Below are 16,865 nucleotides of genomic sequence, written 5' to 3' on the forward strand. Positions count from 1 at the left end.
TACAACAAACAGTGTCAAGTATTACTGAACAGACGAGTCCCGCAGGTGGTGAGCTGAGGGTCCTCTCGTCAGTCGCGTTCGAATATGCTGAACACAGGGTGCCACCCGGGACGCTCCGCGCCGCCGGACCATGACGAAGGAGAGAATGTGCCAGCCGCGAACGGTTCCTCCCCCACGCCCCGCAACGCGCGGCGGGTTACGGCCGCCACCCCGAGAAGCGAGGATGCCTCAAGCAGTCCCGACCGCCGTGAAGCGGTCACCAGTCTCGGCTCCCAGCTACGGCAACGCCGCCAAGCCGCGGGGATGACGCTACGGCAGTTCGCCCGCGACCTCGGGGTGTCCCCGTCCTTCGTCTCCCAGATCGAAAACGGCAAGTCCCAGCCGTCGGTGGCCACGCTATACACGATCTGCAGCAAGCTCAATGTGTCCGTCGACGAGCTGTTCGCCAGGAACGAAGCCGCCGAGACCGCACCCGAAGGAGACATGCAGGGCCCACTCGCCCCACAGCCGGCCGCCCGCCCCGACACTCCCCTCCCCCACGTCCCTCCGGCGAGTTCGCCGACGGCGAGCCGTGCGTCCGGTCCCGTGGTGACTCCGGGACAGCGTCGCCGCCTGGTGCTCGACTCAGGGGTCACCTGGGAACAGCTGGCACCCCCGCACGAGGCTGCGGTCGACTTCCTGTTCGTCCGCTACGCCGTGGGCGGCAGCTCCGTCGCCAACCACGAACTCACCCGGCACCCGGGCGTCGAGTACGGCTACATCATCAGCGGCACTCTGGAGGTGTCGCTCGGCTTCGAGACCTACGAGGTCAGGGCGGGTGAGTCGATCTCCTTCGACTCCTCCACTCCGCACCGGCTCACCAATATCGGTGACGTTCCCGTCGAGGCGATCTGGTTCGTCCACGGACGCAACGCCACACACGATCACTGACCCGTCGCCGACGTCTCGCAGCGCTGCCGATGAGACGGCTCCGTCAACGGGTGTACGTCCGACGGAGCGGACGTACACCCGCGGTGACCTGGTCGGCCCCGCCTCAGACGAGGATGCTGATGGGGTTTTCGAGGACATCGACCAGAGCCTTCGTCCAGCGAGCCGCCAGGGCCCCGTCGATCGGACGGTGGTCCACGGAGAGGACCAGCCGCAGCATCGTCGCGATCTCCACGCGCCCGTCGACGGCGACCGGCTCCGGACGAGCCGCCCCGACGGCCAGGATGGCGGACTGCGGCGGGTTGATGATCGCGCTGAACTCCTCCACGCCGAACATGCCCAAGTTCGTGACGGTGATCGATCCTCCCTCCAGGTCTTCCTGGCGCAGACCTCCCGCCCTGGCCCGGTCGGCGTATGCGCGGACCTGCGCCGCGACGGCCGAGGCCGACAGGGCCGCCACGTTCCGCAGGACCGGGGTCACCAGACCTGTGTCCGTGGCGATGGCGACAGAGACGTCGACCTCGGAGAAACGCCTCACCGCGTCCGCTGTCCAGATGGCGTTCATCTCGGGCACCAGGAGATGGGCCTTGGCGACGGCCTTGATGAGCAGATCGTTGACGGACACCTTGGGCGACGCGTTCTCGTTGATCTGCCGGCGCAATTCCAGCAGGGCGTCCACCCGGCAACCGGCGCGCAGGTAGAAGTGCGGCGCGTCGCGCTTGCTCGCGATCAGCCGCTCGGCGATGGCCCGTCGCATCCTCGAATGCGGGATGTCCTCACTCGAGCCGTCCGCCTTCGCGGCGGGCGCGGTGACCGGGGCTCCGGCCGCGACGACCGGCTGTGCCGCTACCGGTTCGACCGGCGCGGTCGGGGTTACTGCGCCGGCCTCGATGGCGGCCTTGACGTCACGGCGCACGATCCGGCCGCCGGGACCGGTGCCACGGATGACGCCGATGTCGAGCCCGGCGTCACGGGCCATCCGCCTGGCCAGTGGACTGGAGAAGACCCGGCCGACCCGCGGGGCCGACTCGTCGGCGGCGTCGGCAGCGGCCGGCGCCGGCTCCCCGGTGGGGCCCTGTTCGGTGTCGGGGACGTCGCGGCGCACGGCGAGCGCGGCATCCTGCGGGTCGGCCGGCGTCACGCCAAGCCCGCTCAGCAGCGCATCGAGGTCCGGTACCGCTTCACCCACTCCACCGAGAACGCCGATGGGAGAGCCGACCTCGACCTCGGTGCCGGGCTGAACGAGGATTTTCAGCAAGACGCCGTCGGCATCCGCGGGGATCTCGACCTCTGCCTTGTCGGTTTCCACCACGACGACCGCCTCGCCCTGGGCGAACGATGCCCCTTCGGCCAGCGGCCACGCGGACAGGACCGCTGTGGTCGCAGCGGCGGCGACCTCCGGCATGCGGAGCAGCTCCGCCATGTTGTCCTCCTCAGACGGGTTGGGGGGTCGCTACTGAGCCGCGAACTCGTGGAGCGCGGCTGCCACCTCTTCGGTGCGGGCGATCGCCGCCCGCTCCAGCACCTTGCTGATGCTGGGGGACGCCTCGCCTCCGTGGACGCGCCGGACCGGCGAGTCGAGCCAGTCGAAGAAGCGTCGCTGGATCTCGTCGGCGAGCCAGCCGCCGTATGAGGTGCCGCTTGCGCCCTGCTCCGCGATCAGGACGTTGTTGGTCTTGCGGATGCTCTCGCCGAGCGTCTCCCAGTCGATACTCGCGCGGTCCAGCCACCTCAGATCGATGACCTCGGCGTCGACGGCGCCGACCTGATCGACCGCCTCCAGCACGAAGTTGGTCATGGCCAGGTAGGAGACGACGGTCAGATCGCGCCCGGTCCGCCGGACCGCGGCCTTGCCCACCGGGAGGCAGTAGTCCAGGTCGTCGACGGGAGCCTCGCCGGTTGTCGCGTAGAGGTCGACGTGTTCGAGGACCACAACAGGGTCCTTGCAGCGCAGTGCGCTGTTCATGAGGCCCACGTAGTCGAAGGGGGTGGACGGCGCGACGATGCGCCAGCCGGGCGCAGTGGCGAAGATGCCCGCTGGGTCCATCGAGTGCTGGGAGCCGTACCCGGTGCCCATGGCGATCTTGCTGCGCAGCACGAGCGGTACGTCGCTGTCACCGCCGAACATGTGCCTGGCCTTGCCGATCTGGTTGAACAACTGGTCGGCGGCCACCCACATGAAGTCGGCGTACATGAACTCCACGACCGGGACGAACCGGCCGTCCAGCGCCATGCCTCCGGCGAGGCCGGCGAAGGCGTTCTCGCTGATGGGCGTGCCCAGGACCCGGTCGGGGTGTGCCTCGGCCAGTCCCTTGGTGGCGCCGTTGGTACCGCCGTTGAGACGGTGGACGTCCTCCCCCATCACCACGACGCGTGCGTCCGTGGACATCCGGCGGTCCATGACCTGGGCCACCACGTCGATGAACTTCCGTTCCGCGAGCGTGCCTCGGTAGGTCTCCCGGTCGGTGAGCGGCGCGTCCTGGAACTCGCTGAGATCACCGCGAACCCCCACGTCGCGGAAGTCGGGGTCGGGCCAGGCGTCGCTCCTGATCCGCTGCTGGCCGGGTTTGCCTCCCGGTACCGGTTCGAGGAGTTCCTCGCCGATGGCCGCCATCTCGGCCTTGGCGGCTGCGGTGTACGTCGCGATCTGCTCGGCGCTGCGGATGCCGCGGCGGACGAGGTGCTGCCCGAGCAGTGCCAGCGGATCGCGTTCACGCCAGCGCTGCTCCTCCTCCTTCGCCCGGTAGCCGAAGGCGCTGCCGGGGAACGGGCCGTTCTGGTGGTAGTAGCGGTACACCTCAGCCTCGATGAGGGTCGGGCCGCCGCCGGCCCTCATCAGTTCCACGGCCTCGGTCGTGGCGAGATACACGGCGAGGGGGTCCATGCCGTCCACCCGCCAGGAGGGGATGTTGAAGCCCGAGCCGCGTGCCGACAGCCGCGGCTCGGCCGTGACCTCGTCGACGTGGGTGGAGACGGCGTACTGGTTGTTCTCGATGAAGAAGCACACTGGCAGCTTCCAGGCAGCGGCCAGGTTCAACGTCTCCAGCACCGAGCCGATGTTGACCGCGCCGTCGCCGAAGTAGGTGACCGAGACGGCATCGGTACCGGCCTGCTTGGCCGCCCACGCGAAGCCGGCCGCCTGCGGGACGCCGCCGCCGACGATGGCGTTGGTCCCCATGGCCCCGGCGTCCTTCCACTGAAGGTGCATGGATCCGCCGCGCCCGCGGCAGAAGCCCGCCGCGAGTCCGCAGATCTCGGCGAGGCTCCGGAAGAGGACGTCGCGGATCTGCGGTGTGGCCGCCTGCTCGGGGTCGAGGTGTTCCGGCGCGACGTAGCCGAGGGCCTTGGCGAGGAACTGGTGGTGTCCGCGGTGGGAGCCGTTGACGAAGTCCCGCCCGGTCAGCGCCAGGACCGAGCCGACCGCCCCTCCCTCCTGCCCGATGCTGGAGTGTGCGGGGCCGTGGACAAGGCCGCGGGACGCCAGTTGCAGGACGTACTCCTCGAACGTCCTGATCAGGAGCGTACGCGTGAACATCGAGAGCAACAGCTCCGGGTCCGCGTTGTCCCAGTCCTTCCGGGTGGCGGAGACCTCCGTCCACGGCGAGGCCGGGGTGAGCTTCTTGTGGGTGGGCATCGACCTCTCCAATGACGAGACCGGACACGCTCCGCGCACCTGCCCGCTGGGCTCGACGGGGGCAGGGCCGCACCGCGGCCGGCGCGGCGCTGCGGAGTGGGCGGTGTTTCTGAGCGTTCACAGTGACAGTCATTGGATCCAAACACAAGATGACGTTACGCATGCGTGATCAGAATTCGCATGTTGACGTCGCCGCGGCTAGCGAGCGAGACTCTCGTCAGGAAGGATTGGATCCAATGCGAGGTGATGCGGCTGTGGCTGGAGAGTCACGCCACCGAGGACTGCCTGGACTGCGCGGGGTGGAGCACATCGGATTCACCGTGCCCGATCTCGACGAGGCGACCGACTTCTTCGTCGACGTCATCGGGTGCGAGTTCGTCTACTCCCTGGGCCCCTACCGCTCCGACGAGTACTGGATGACCGAGCATCTGGGCGTCCACCCTCGCGCCGTCATCCGGGAGCTGCGCTTCTTCCGGTGCGCCAACGGCCCGAACTTCGAGATCTTCCAGTACGACGCCCCCGATCAGCGGCCGACGCCCCCGCGCAACAGCGACGTGGGCGGGCACCATCTCGCCTTCTACGTCGAGGACCTCGACGCGGCCGTCGCCCACCTGCGAGCCCACGGCCTCACGGTCCTCGGCGAACCGACCAGCAGCAAGGGGCCGGCCGCCGGACAGCGCTGGGTCTACTTCCTGACCCCCTGGGGGATGCAACTGGAACTCGTCTCCTTCCCGAGCGGCAAGGCGTACGAGACCGACGCGTCCGTCGTGCTGTGGCAACCTGAGGCGCGCACCGCACGCCGACGACCTTAGGAAGGCCATGCCAGAGACCCCCGCCCCCGACGACAATCCCGCCCCGCGTGAGCCGGGCACCCGGGCGGAGCCGTCCGGTCCGGCCAGCCAGCGGGTGGCCGCCCGGTTGCGTCACGCCATCCTCAGCGGCGAGTTGCTGCCCGGCACACGGATCATGCAGGAGGAGATCGCCGCGTCGCTCGGCTCCAGCCGTCTCCCGGTCCGCGAGGCGCTGCGCATCCTCGAAGCCGAAGGACTCGTGGTCCTCAAGGCGAGCACCGGGGCGTGGGTCTCCAAAATGGACATGACCGAGTGCGAGAACATCTACAAGATCCGGGAACGTCTCGAACCACTCGCCCTTTCCGAGAGCATCCCTCGCCTCACGGCCGCCCAGATCGCCCAGCTTGAAGCCATACAGCACGAGATCGAGGCCGGCACCGACGTCGACCGTTTCCTCAGCCTGGACCGGGAACTGCATCTGACGACCTATGCGGGATGCCGCAACGAGCAGCTCACCTCGATGATCCGCCGCTTCTGGAACACCACGCAGCACTATCGCCGCGCCTACACCCACCTGGTCTTCCCCGCGGGTCGGGAACTCATCGACTGTGAGCACCGGTTGATCATCGCGGCGATCAAACAGGAGGACACCGTCGACGCCGAGCGCTTCCTCGCCGCGCACATCCGCCGCACCCGACTGGCCCTGAGCCGCCACCCGGAGCTCTTCGCCGCGCCGGAGCAACGCGGCTGATCGACGGTCCGTGGTCGGGTAGCCGTTCTTGATCAGGATCAACGATGGCAGCGACAGTGCCGGTCGAACCTCTCTGGCGGGTGTCGCAGGCTCCCGGGCACCAGCCAAAAGGGCACATACGGAGATGCGTAGGTGTCCGTTGCCATCCAGACCGGCTGGTGGGACTTTCCCGTTCCCCTCAGACCATGCGACTGCGGCTGTTGCAGACCGTCGTCGTGGTGGCGGCCGAGAAGAACTCCACCCTGGTGATGCCGTTCCCCGTCGAACAGCCGTAACGTCAACGCCACGCACACCGAGCCCGCCGCCATCGCCGCGGCGGGCGAGGCGAACCGGGCCACCGTCCCGGCCGGCGCGCGCCGGCGGAAGACCAGATGCCGAGCGGTCCGAAGTCGTCGAAGGCGATGACCCGGTCGGGGAAGCGGTCAAGGACCTCCTCGAACCGGTCTCAGGGCCTCGCTGTCGTAGCCACATACTGAAGTTATACTTCGTACACAGACGTACATATTTCACTTACTGGCCTCGAAGACGCTGACGTCTGGCATCACCACAAGAGGGGTGGTGTGTACGGGTAGCGCGGAGGCAGTCGAGGAAGGCCGAGGCGCCACGGGGGGCCTGGTACCAGAACTGCCGCCTCGGATCGGTCGATGACGTGGCAGTGCACGCCGCCGAGAGGACGCCCTCGTTCATAGCCAGTGACCCTCGACTGCAAGGCGGACTGTCATGACAGCGGGCATCGGAACCAGTGTCTCGGCTACACGACGGCGCATCGTTTTCCTGGTGTACGACAAGGTGACTTTGCAGGATGTCGCGACATCCCTGGAGGTACTTGCGCGTGCCAACGATTTCGGTGCGGGCTACGACGTCCTGCTCGCCTCGCCAACCGGCCGGTCGGTCGATACCACGTCGTTCCTACACCTCGGCGTCGACGTCGAGGCGAGCTCCCTGGTGGGCGATCTGGACACCGTCATCATCCCGGGAGGCGTCCCTCCTGACTCTGATCCGCAATCCTATGCAAAGCCCGAGGAGCCGACGCCCGACACGATTCCCGCACTGGTGGACGCCGCCGGCCGCTTGGTCCAGCGGTCGAGACGGATCGCCTCGATGTGCACCGGTGCGTTCGTGCTCGCGCGTCTGGGGGTGCTCGACCGCCGTCGGGCGACGACGCACTGGGCACACTGCGAGCAGCTCGCCGAGCGCTACCCGCGCGTCGAGGTGGAACCCGATGCGCTCTTCGTCCGGGACGGGCCAGTGGTCACAGGTGCTGGAGTCTGCGCCAGTATCGACCTGACGCTGGCGCTCGTGGAGGACGACTACGGTGCCGACCTGGCCCGCCGGGTCGCGCGTTGGCTCGTGGTGTTTCTCCGGCGTCCGGGGGGCCAAGACCAATTCAGCGTCTGGTCCCCGGCCTATTCGGGTGACAGTGATCAGGTGCGCGAGGTCATGGATGAGGTGCTGCACGACCCAGCTGGCGATCACTCCACATCTGCGCTGGCCCGTCGTGCGGCCGTGTCGGAAGATCATCTCAGCGAGTTGTTCACGCAGGCGGTCGGAATGCCCCCTGCTCGGTATGTGGAACGGGTCCGGATCGAGGCGGCGAAGCTCATGCTCAGTTCCAGCGATGCCAGCCTTGAGACAGTCGCCGCAAGCTGCGGTTTCGACACGGCTGCGATGCTGAGCGACAGCTTCCTGCAGAGCCTCGGCATCTCGCCCCGGGACTACCGACAACGGTTCCACAGCACAGGAGTCCGCCCCGCCGGGCCCGGCGTCGTCGGAACGGTACACACCTGCCCAATGGCCCGGCCGGACGTGCAGCGGGCGGCCGGCGCGCCGGGGCTTTCAGGAACCCGTTCCGGGGAAGTCCCGCCCACCGTCGGATAGTTCGTTTCGATCTCCGAGTCGGCAGGAGGCGCGATGGCAGTCGCCAGGCCAGCAGGCCACCTCGAGCAGCCGGAAGCAATGCGATTCGAATGCCTGACGAGCTCGGACCAGCAGCCGTGGGACGCGGAGACCCTCGAACTGACCTTGCGGCAGGCCACGACGTGCTTGGGTGGCCTGGGCGCGGCGGTGCACTGGCGCGATCCCGCTGTGGGCCGGCTGCGCCTCGTGACCGTCGGCAGACTCTTCCCGGACAGGACCGAGGCGTGGCCGGACCTGGCGGATGCGGCGGACGCGGCGGCGGCGCGCGCCGTGCGGGGTGGCGCCTACGCCTGGGTGCCGGGTGACCGCTCGGGACACCGGGAGTCCGGCACGGTGGCGGTACCGCTGCGGGCCGGCGACAAGCCGATCGGTGCGCTCTCCGTACTCACGGCCGGGTCGGCCGAGCCGGACGAGCTACGGCGGTCCTTCCTCCATGCGATAGCTGCATGGGGTGCGGCGCGCCTCGAGAGGGTGCCCGGCCGGCCCGACCCTGGTGCGGCGGCGTTCGACAGGACCGTGCGAATGGTCGAACTCACCGCAGCACTGGCTGATGCCGTCACCTCTCAGGATGTCCTGCGAGCCGTCGCAGAACATGTCCTGCCGCCATTCGGAGCCGACGGGCTGGGGATCTATGCGTTCGAGAAGGACCGACTGCATCTGGTCGGCCACATCGGATACCCAAAGGCATACCGGGGATTGTGGAGCCAGATCCGCGGGCTTCCGCTCACGTCCCACCCCATCATCGCCGACGTCATCCGCACGCGCACTCCCCTCTTCATCGAATCGAAGGCCGAGATCCTCCGGCGCTACCCGGAAATGGCCGGCTTCACGGCCACGTCACCGAAGAGCACCTGGGCCTTTCTGCCCCTCATCGCCTCCGGACGTGCCATCGGATGCTGCGATGTCTCATTCAGCCGAGCGCGTCCGATCGCCGAGGAGGAGCGAACTCTGTTGACGGCGCTCAGCGGCCTGGTCGCCCAGGCGTTCGAGCGGGCACGCTTGTACGACGCCGAGCACGCCCGTGCCGAAGGCTTGCAGTGCGGCCTCTTGCCCCGAAAGCTGCCCTCCCTCCCGGCCGTCCGCGCGGCCGCCCGCTACCTGCCTGCGGGCCGGGGAGACGCGGTGGGTGGCGACTGGTACGACCTGATCCAGTTGTCCGCCGACCGAGTCGCCATGGTCATCGGCGACGTCATGGGCCATGGCATTTCCGAAGCGGTCACCATGGGCCGGCTGCGCACGGCTGTACGGACGCTCGCCGACTTGGAGATGCCCCCCGACGAACTGCTCGGTCGCCTCAACGACTTGGTCAGCGATCTTGGTGAGGACTTCTACGCCACTTGCCTGTACGCCGTCTTCGACCCTGTCAGCCGGAGTTGCACGCTCTCGCTGGCCGGTCACCCCCCGCCCGTCATCGTCCACCCCGACGGCACCGTGCACATCCCCGACATGGTCCCCGACCCGCCCCTGGGCGCCGCTGAACCGCCGTTCGCCACGCATGACCTGCCGATGCCGGCGCAAGGCCTCGTCGTTCTGTTCACCGACGGGCTCGTCGAGTCTGCTGCCAGGGACATCGACGATGGCGTGGCGATGCTTCGCCATACCTTGGCCCACTCCGCGACCGTGCCGCACCTGGTGGCTGAAGAAATGGACGCCGATACCGACCGCCTTGAGCGTCTGTGCGACTCGGTGACGTCGGCGCTGCTGCCCGACCGTGAGCAGGCGGAAGACGATGCGGCCCTGCTCATAGTTCATACGCACAACGCTGCCGCCCGGGACGTCGCCGTGCACAACCTCCCGTTCGATCCCCGCGCAGCCGGCCAGGCCCGCGCATACGTGCGCGAACAACTGACCGCCTGGGGACTGGGCGACCTGGTCATGCCCACCGAACTCGTGGTCAGTGAACTGGTCGGCAATGCCATCCGCCACGCCAAGGGCCCCGTGCGTCTCCGCCTTCTGCGCAGCCGGTCGATGATCTGCGAGGTGTACGACGGCAGCCTGACAACCCCTCGCATACGCCACGCCGCCCACACGGATGAAGGCGGTCGAGGCCTACAGTTGGTGGCCGCCTGCTCGCAGCACTGGGGTGCCCGCTACCTTCAGGACGGTAAGTGCATCTGGGTCGAGCAGGAGATCCCGCGCTGAGGACATCAGCGTATGGAGGTGTCGCCATGGGTTCTCCCAGTGACCGACGGCGGGCGGGGACCTGACGGTGGTCTTCAGGAGCCAGCTGCTGCGGGTGCGGTCGGGTTGTCTTCGTCGGGCTCCACAGCGGAGTCGTGGTGTCCCGGCACGGACGGGACACGGGGTCGGTCGTCGGCGTAGACGTCAGTTGTCGGCCGTCCGGAGATGACTGCTCCGATTCTGCCGCCTGCGGCGAGAAGCGGACGACCTGTTGGGGGGCCGGGCCGTGGAGGGACGGGCCGCGCTGTCGCTCCGGACCATTCTCGTTCGACTCCGCTCAGGGCCATCATGGCGTGTCCAATCGTTCCGTGGGCTGCGTCTGCCCGGTCTCCTCACAGGGTGGACGGGTGGGACGTGAGAGGCCGTCCGACAGCACGGCCCGGCTTGTCAGGGCGGTGACGTGCCGTCGGACCAAGTGGGGAGCAGCCGCCAGGGGCGGTGCGGCGCAGTGGGACCGCTCCGTCGTCGACCGTCCGGCGGTACGTCTTCTGCGGCAGGACAGGGCGTACCGCCGGACGGAGCCGGGGGGTGTCCGACGGCCGACGGGGCTGGTTCGGCCGGCACGCCGGGCGTGGTGCGCGCCGTGGTCGGATCTGGTGGAGTGCAGGGCGGCACTGTCATGGCCCTTCCCGACGCGGCCGCCCCGCAGCGGCCCATTGCCGTCACGTTCGTCGGAGGCGTGTGATGGCTTCAGTCGACGAGGTCCAGCGCGGCAGCGATGATGCTGTCGGTGTCGATGCCGTGGTAGCGGTAGACGTCCTCGATCGACCCGGACTGACCGAAGCGCGTCACACCGAGCGTGGTGACGGGTGTGTTGCGAAGCGTGCCCAGGAAGGCCAGGGTGTGCGGATGGCCGTCCAGCACGGTGACGAGTGGTGTGGCCCGGTCGGCGGGGAAGACCTGGTCGAGGATCCAGGTAGGGTCGTCCGACAGGCCGCGGCGGGCCTGAAGGGCACGGAAGAGCAGATTCGGGCTGGTCACGCAGACCACGTCGGCGCCGTGCCCGAGTGCGGCAAGCCGGTCGGCGGCGGCCAGGGCCTCCGGCATCACGGCGCCCATCGCGGCGATAGTCACCACAGGCTTCTCGTGCTGCCGCAGCCGGTAAGCTCCGGCGGTCACGTGTCGGCGACGGCGTTCGCGGGCGGCCGGGTCGCCGGGCACGGCGGCCGCGGACTGGTCGACGGGCCTGGTGGACAGTCGCAGATAGGCCGAACTGCCGTCCGGGCGACCGAGGTTGCCGAGGGCGGCCAGCAGGCACCACTCGGTGTCGATCGCGAAGGCGGGCTCGTAGGTGATACAGCCGGGCTGTTCGATGCCCAGCGAGGGTGTGGTGATCGACTGGTGCGCTCCGCCCTCCGGGGCGAGCGTGACGCCGGACGGCGTGCCGACCAGGATCGACTGGCCGCCGGCGTAGATGCCGAACGACCACGGCTCCAGGGCCCGGTTGACGAAGGGGTCGTAGACGACGCCGATCGGCAGCAGCGGCTGGCCCCAGCGGCTCCAGGTGGCGCCCAGCTCACCCAGCAGGCCGACCAGGTTGGTCTCCGCGATACCCAGCTCCACATGCTGACCGGTCGGCCGCTCCCGCCAGTGCAGGATCGTTTCGGCGTCGTCGGCGAACCAGTCGGGGCGCTCAGTCGGCGCCCACACGCCGACCTTGTTGAGCCAGCCGCCGAGGTTGGTGGAGGAGCTGACGTCCGGGCTGACCGTGACGATCCGGCTCGCGGCCTCCGGTGCCCGACGGGTGAGGTCCAGCAGGACACGTCCCAGAGCCTGCTGGGTGTTGCCGGTGCCCGTCGGTGCCGGACGGGCGAGGTCGGCAGGGATCGCGGGAGGCTGCTGCGACGCGTTTCCGGGGCGGCGCAGCCGACTGGCGGCCGCCGCACACACGGCCGCTTCCGGCGTACCGTCGGCGAAGACCTCCCAGGGGTGGTCGAGGCTCGTTCCGAGGCGATCGGCCAGTGCCGTCATCTGGTCGGCGGTCAGCAGCGAGGAGTGGTTCTGCGGGTGTCCCTCGGTGGGCAGGCCGTACCCCTTGACCGTGTACGCAAAGATCACGGTCGGACGGGTGTCGTCGACGGCGTCGAACGCGTCCGTCAGCGCACCGATGTCGTGGCCGCCCAGGTTGCGCAGCGCCGCCAGCAGCGAGGCGTCGTCCAGGGAGCCGAGGAGGTCGGTGATCGGCCCGGCGGTGGAACCGGCGCCGGGCAGGCGCTCGCGCAACTCGTCAGCGGAGCAGCGCAGCAGGCGCTGGTACTCGGGGTTGCCCATGGCGTCGATACGGGCGCGCAGGGCCTCGCCGCCCGGCCGGGCGAACAATTCCTGCAGCAGGTGTCCGTACTTGAGGGTGAGAACCTGCCAGCCGGCCGCGGCGAACATGCCCTGCAGCCTGTCCGCGGCGATACCGGGCACCACTCGGTCCAGCGACTGCCGGTTCAGGTCGACGACCCACACCACCTCGCCCAGGCCCGGCACCATCGGGTCCTGGATCGCCTCCCAGACCGCGCCCTCGTCCAACTCCGCGTCGCCGAGCAGCGAGTACTGCCGGCCGGTGCCGGCCCCGCCGAAGTGGCCCTCCACGTAACGCCGGGCGAGCGCACCCCACACAGGGGCGGTGGCGCCGATGCCGACCGAACCCGTGGAGTAGTCGACGGGGTCGGGATCCTTGGTCCGGCTGGGGTAGCTCTGCAGGCCGCCGAAGCCGCGCAGGGTGGTCAGGTAGGACTCGTCCAGCTCGCCCAGCAGGTGGTTGATCGCGTGCAGCACCGGGGACGCGTGGGGCTTGACCGACACCCGATCCTCGGCGGTCAGCGCGTGGAACCACAGCGCCGTCATGATCGAGGTCATCGAGGCGCTGGACGCCTGGTGGCCGCCCACCTTCAGCCCCGAGGGGTTCGGCCTCACCCGGTTGGCGTGGTCGACGATCGCGGTGGCCAGCCACAGCACCCGTCGTTCGACCGATTCCAGCACGGCGAGCCGCTCCTCCCAACCGGGGCCCGAGCCGTCGACATCGGCCGACCTCAGTTGCGCGACCATCACAGACCACCTTCACAATCGGCACAATGGCCTAGGAGATTCAACGTTGTGCTCCGCCAGTAGACAGATGACTCATCGACTGCACAAGATGCACCCAGGCAATTGAGCATTCTGTTCAAAACCCGGGCTGGATGAGAGGGGCCGACCGAGCATCATGAACAGTGAACGAACCCTTGACGCCACGGACGCCCGGATCCTGCTCGCCCTGGCCACCGACCCACGGGCCACGATCGTCGCCCTGGCCGAGCAGCTGGGGCTGTCCCGCAACACCGTCCAGGCCCGGGTGGCCAGGATGGAGCAGAACGGCGCACTGGGCTCCTTCGAGCGCCGGATCACCCCGGAAGCGCTGGGCCACCGGTTGACCGCGTTCGTCATGGCGCGGGTCAACCAGCGTCAGCTGGCGCAGGTGTCCCAAGCGCTGGCGGGCATCGCCGAGGTAGTGGAGGTCTTCGGACTCAGCGGGGAGACCGACCTGCTCGTACGAGTGGTCGCCACGGACGCGGAGGACCTGTACCGGATCGCAGGACAGATCCTCGCCGTCCCGGGCATCGAACGCACCACCACGGCCCTGGCCATGCGGGAACTGGTGACGCACCGCCTCACTCCGTTGCTGCACCGTGTCGCGGACGGCCGATAGGCCGGCGGGCTCCGCCGCGTCGCCCCTCGCAGGTCGTTCCCGCGCCACCCTCCGGACGCGGGCCGAGTGAGGTCGGAAGTCGTCCGTGATCCTGGCGCGGCGCGTCCGGTGAGGCGTGAGGCAGCTCGAGCGGGGTGTCTGTGCAGGCGCCGCCGGACGTAGCGGGTCTCGGCGAAGGCATCGGGGCGCTCATGCCTGTGGCGGTGTCACGGCACCCGATAACGCATGATCGGTGCCTACTGAAGCCTCAGATCCATAGGTGTTGCCTATCCGGTCCATCGATTTTTCGTCATGGACCTCACGCTCAGTGAGCCGCTTCACTGTGCCGGTATTCGAGGCGGTGCCGGTCGGGCCCGGTATCGCAGGGAGCTCACCTTCGCGGCTGTTGTTGTCGCCGCATTCCCAGGTCGTGTGTCGGTGAGGTCCAGTCATGCCTGGATGGAGGTTGCAATGCCGCTCAATTCAGACAAAACCACCGGTGATTCCCTGGTCAGGGCGAGGCCCTGGTACCGGCAGCTCTACGTACAGGTACTGGCGGCGATCGTCATCGGCATCCTGCTCGGGTGGCGGTGGCCGGATCTCGGCGAGTCGATGGAGCCGATCGGTACGACCTTCGTCACGGCGCTGAAGATGCTCATCGGCCCCATCGTCTTCCTGACCATCATCGGCGGGATCGCCTCGGTGGCGGATCTGAGGAAGGTGGGCCGCACCGCGGTGAAGGCCCTGGTGTACTTCCAGGGCGGCACCATCGTGGCGATGGCCGTCGGACTCGTCGCGATCAACCTCTTCCCGCTGGGCAAGGGTGTCCACGCCGACGTCAGCGGCCTGGAACTGTCGGGAAGCGTCGGCCAGTACGTCGAGGAGGGCGAGCACCAGCACTGGTGGGAGTTCCTCACGAGCATCGTCCCCGACAGTTTCTTCGGGGCGTTCGTGCAGGGGAACATCCTCCAGGTCATCTTCCTCGCCGTCATCTTCGGTATCGCGCTGAAGATGGTCGGCAAGGCCGGGGAGCCGATCATCGCGTCCGTCAACCGCCTCACGCAGGTGGTGTTCAAGGTGCTGTCGTTCGTGATGAAGGCGGCTCCGCTCGGCGCGTTCGGAGCGATGGCCTTCGCTATCGGCAAGTTCGGTCTGTCCACCCTGACCAGCCTCGGCTCGCTGATCCTGCTCTTCTACGTCACCTCGATCCTCTTCGTCGTGGTGGCGCTGGGCGCGGTCATGGCGGTGTACGTCCGGCTCAACATGTTCCAGCTGCTGCGCTTCTTCAAGGAAGAACTCCTGCTGATTCTGGGTACCTCGACGGCCGAACCCGCGCTGCCGGGTCTGATGCGCAAGCTGCAGTTCATGGGTGTCGACCGGTCGACGGTCGGCCTCGTGGTGCCGACGGGCTACAGCTTCAACCTCGACGGAACAGCGATCTACCTGTCCCTGGCCACCCTGTACATCGCGCAGGCCACGGACACCTCGCTGTCGGTCGGTCAGCAACTCGGCCTGCTGGCGGTGATGCTGCTGACGTCCAAGGGCGCGGCCGGCGTGACCGGTGGCGGGTTCGTCGCGCTGACGGCCACGCTGTCGACCATGGGCCACGTCCCCGTCGCGGGCATCATGCTGGTCTTCGGCATCGACAAGTTCATGTCCGAGTGCCGAGGCCTGGTCAACTTCTGCGGCAACGCGGTCGCCACCCTCTTCGTCGCCCGCTGGGAGCGCGCGCTCGATGTGGAACGGGCCCGGCAGGTCCTGGCCGGCCACGTGACGTTGAGTCCTGCCCACATCGACCGTGCGGAGCCCGCAAAAGGCGGGGCCGAGGCAGACCCGGCAATGGAGAAGAGCGGAACCACCGCTCAGGCACAGGACGTACCGACCGCGAAGCCGCCGACCCGCACCCCTCCGACGACGATGTGACAATCTCGGTCGCGTCACCTCACACGACCCGACCGGTCACCCAAGCCGACCCTTCCCACCTGCGACGACTCCGGTAGGTTCCGCTTGTCGCAGCAGAAAAGGAGACGGGGATGGACGCCCGGCAACTGCAGTACTTCCTCGCCATCGTGGAGCACGGCACCTTCAGCAAAGCGGCCGCCGCGCTCCACATGGCACAGCCCTCGTTGTCGCAGGCGATGGCCAACCTCGAGGCCGATCTCGGCGTTTCGCTCTTCCACCGCGTAGGCCGCGGAGTGGTCCTCAGCAAGGCCGGCGCCGAACTCCTCGAACCGAGCCGCCGGGTTCTGCGCGACCTGGACGCCGTACGCGACAAGGCCACCGCGCTCGCCGGTCTGGGGGGCGGTACGGTCGATGTGGCCGCCATGCCGTCACCGGGCATCGAGCCCCTCACCACGTTGATCCACCGATTCACCGGACTCCACCCGTCTGTCACGGTCGCCACCCGCGCGGCGTTCACCTGCGAAGAGACCATCGATCTCGACCGCAACGGCGCCTGCGAACTGGGGCTGTTGGGATCCGCCGAGCCCATCACGGCACCAGGCGTCGACGTCCTCGCCGTGGAAGAGCAGCCGTACATCGTGGTGGCGCCGGCTGACGCGGACTTCGAGGACGGTGTCACACTGCACCCCGCGGACCTGGCCGGGCAGAGACTGATCGCCTCCCGCCCCGGCAGTCTGATGCGGACCATCGTCGACGAGATCACCGAGCACAGCCAGGGCACGGAGATCGCCGCCGCCGTCGACCACCGCACCTCCATCCTCCCGCTGGTGCTCACCGGCGTGGGCATCGCGGTCCTGCCCGCGGCCTGGACACGTCTGGCACGCCGGTGCGGCCTGGTGGTCGCCTCCCTCGAACCAACTTCGCACCTGCACATCGCGATGATCAGCCTGCCCTCACACCTCACCCCGGGGGCCCGTGCCTTCCTGGACCTGACACGCGCACTGGCCCGGCGTCGTACCGATGCAGGGACGGCCTGACGGTCCACCGCTCGCGACCGAACCGATCGGTGCTTCCTATGGGTCGCATCAAAAGCATGTCTTGGATGCCGCC

General features: G+C 68.5%; 11 protein-coding genes and 1 pseudogene. 9 read left to right on the top strand and 3 right to left on the bottom strand.

The genetic code is table 11. From position 1 onward, the window contains the following. The first annotated feature begins 84 nt into the window (after positions 1 to 84). Complete coding sequence (locus tag ACZ4WH_RS32435) at positions 85 to 930, top strand: helix-turn-helix domain-containing protein (RefSeq protein ID WP_468187561.1); 846 nt, start codon at positions 85 to 87, stop codon at positions 928 to 930. Positions 931 to 1,033: 103 nt separating this feature from the next. Here the strand turns inward: ACZ4WH_RS32435 and ACZ4WH_RS32440 are convergent, their stop codons facing one another. Next, a complete protein-coding gene (locus tag ACZ4WH_RS32440) occupies positions 1,034 to 2,332 on the bottom strand; it encodes a dihydrolipoamide acetyltransferase family protein (protein WP_468187563.1) in 1,299 nt (432 codons plus the stop codon). A 48-nt stretch (positions 2,333 to 2,380) separates the two neighbouring features. Further along, the gene (locus ACZ4WH_RS32445) at positions 2,381 to 4,561 is read right to left on the bottom strand and encodes an alpha-ketoacid dehydrogenase subunit alpha/beta (protein ID WP_468187565.1); all 2,181 of its coding nucleotides are present in this window, start codon (positions 4,559 to 4,561) and stop codon (positions 2,381 to 2,383) included. Between the two features lie 299 nt (positions 4,562 to 4,860). Between ACZ4WH_RS32445 and ACZ4WH_RS32450 the strand changes: the two genes are divergently transcribed. The 5 genes and pseudogenes from ACZ4WH_RS32450 to ACZ4WH_RS32470 all read left to right on the top strand — a co-directional run bounded on the left by ACZ4WH_RS32450 (position 4,861) and on the right by ACZ4WH_RS32470 (position 10,162). Further along, complete coding sequence (locus tag ACZ4WH_RS32450) at positions 4,861 to 5,373, top strand: VOC family protein (protein ID WP_468187567.1); 513 nt, start codon at positions 4,861 to 4,863, stop codon at positions 5,371 to 5,373. A gap of 7 nt (positions 5,374 to 5,380) precedes the next feature. Beyond that, positions 5,381 to 6,103 (top strand): GntR family transcriptional regulator, encoded by a 723-nt coding sequence (locus ACZ4WH_RS32455; RefSeq protein ID WP_468187569.1) that lies wholly within the window; start codon positions 5,381 to 5,383, stop codon positions 6,101 to 6,103. Between the two features lie 185 nt (positions 6,104 to 6,288). Further along, a pseudogene (locus ACZ4WH_RS32460) lies at positions 6,289 to 6,378 on the top strand (slipin family protein); the annotation flags it as partial. A gap of 445 nt (positions 6,379 to 6,823) precedes the next feature. Then, complete coding sequence (locus ACZ4WH_RS32465) at positions 6,824 to 7,981, top strand: GlxA family transcriptional regulator (protein ID WP_468187570.1); 1,158 nt, start codon at positions 6,824 to 6,826, stop codon at positions 7,979 to 7,981. A gap of 33 nt (positions 7,982 to 8,014) precedes the next feature. Continuing rightward, positions 8,015 to 10,162, top strand: coding sequence for an ATP-binding SpoIIE family protein phosphatase (locus ACZ4WH_RS32470; RefSeq protein ID WP_468187572.1), 2,148 nt, complete (start codon positions 8,015 to 8,017; stop codon positions 10,160 to 10,162). A gap of 729 nt (positions 10,163 to 10,891) precedes the next feature. Here ACZ4WH_RS32470 and ACZ4WH_RS32475 read toward each other — a convergent pair. Next, entirely contained in the window at positions 10,892 to 13,237 is a 2,346-nt protein-coding gene (locus ACZ4WH_RS32475; protein ID WP_468187574.1) for a transketolase-like TK C-terminal-containing protein, read from the bottom strand. 154 nt (positions 13,238 to 13,391) lie between these two features. On the opposite strand from ACZ4WH_RS32475, the gene ACZ4WH_RS32480 reads away from it, so the two are divergent. From ACZ4WH_RS32480 to ACZ4WH_RS32490, 3 genes are all read left to right on the top strand, one after another. Further along, positions 13,392 to 13,874, top strand: a complete 483-nt coding sequence (locus ACZ4WH_RS32480) for an Lrp/AsnC family transcriptional regulator (protein WP_468187576.1) — start codon at positions 13,392 to 13,394, stop codon at positions 13,872 to 13,874. Positions 13,875 to 14,324: 450 nt separating this feature from the next. After that, positions 14,325 to 15,776: a C4-dicarboxylate transporter DctA gene (gene dctA / locus ACZ4WH_RS32485; RefSeq protein ID WP_468187578.1), complete on the top strand. Its 1,452-nt coding sequence runs from the start codon at positions 14,325 to 14,327 to the stop codon at positions 15,774 to 15,776. Positions 15,777 to 15,886: 110 nt separating this feature from the next. Continuing rightward, the gene (locus tag ACZ4WH_RS32490) at positions 15,887 to 16,792 is read left to right on the top strand and encodes a LysR family transcriptional regulator (RefSeq protein WP_468187580.1); all 906 of its coding nucleotides are present in this window, start codon (positions 15,887 to 15,889) and stop codon (positions 16,790 to 16,792) included. The last annotated feature ends 73 nt before the right edge of the window (positions 16,793 to 16,865 follow it).

The organism is Streptomyces sp. NPDC029138 (assembly GCF_055564375.1).

What these genes read in the sequence shown, in the direction of transcription:
- ACZ4WH_RS32455 (WP_468187569.1), top strand. Translation starts at nt 5,381, where the DNA reads ATGCCAGAGACCCCCGCCCCCGACGACAATCCCGCCCCGCGTGAGCCG.
- ACZ4WH_RS32435 (WP_468187561.1), top strand. Translation starts at nt 85, where the DNA reads ATGCTGAACACAGGGTGCCACCCGGGACGCTCCGCGCCGCCGGACCAT.
- ACZ4WH_RS32440 (WP_468187563.1), bottom strand. Translation starts at nt 2,332, where the DNA reads ATGCCGGAGGTCGCCGCCGCTGCGACCACAGCGGTCCTGTCCGCGTGG.
- ACZ4WH_RS32470 (WP_468187572.1), top strand. Translation starts at nt 8,015, where the DNA reads ATGGCAGTCGCCAGGCCAGCAGGCCACCTCGAGCAGCCGGAAGCAATG.
- ACZ4WH_RS32475 (WP_468187574.1), bottom strand. Translation starts at nt 13,237, where the DNA reads ATGGTCGCGCAACTGAGGTCGGCCGATGTCGACGGCTCGGGCCCCGGT.
- ACZ4WH_RS32465 (WP_468187570.1), top strand. Translation starts at nt 6,824, where the DNA reads ATGACAGCGGGCATCGGAACCAGTGTCTCGGCTACACGACGGCGCATC.
- ACZ4WH_RS32445 (WP_468187565.1), bottom strand. Translation starts at nt 4,561, where the DNA reads ATGCCCACCCACAAGAAGCTCACCCCGGCCTCGCCGTGGACGGAGGTC.
- ACZ4WH_RS32480 (WP_468187576.1), top strand. Translation starts at nt 13,392, where the DNA reads ATGAACAGTGAACGAACCCTTGACGCCACGGACGCCCGGATCCTGCTC.
- ACZ4WH_RS32490 (WP_468187580.1), top strand. Translation starts at nt 15,887, where the DNA reads ATGGACGCCCGGCAACTGCAGTACTTCCTCGCCATCGTGGAGCACGGC.
- dctA (WP_468187578.1), top strand. Translation starts at nt 14,325, where the DNA reads ATGCCGCTCAATTCAGACAAAACCACCGGTGATTCCCTGGTCAGGGCG.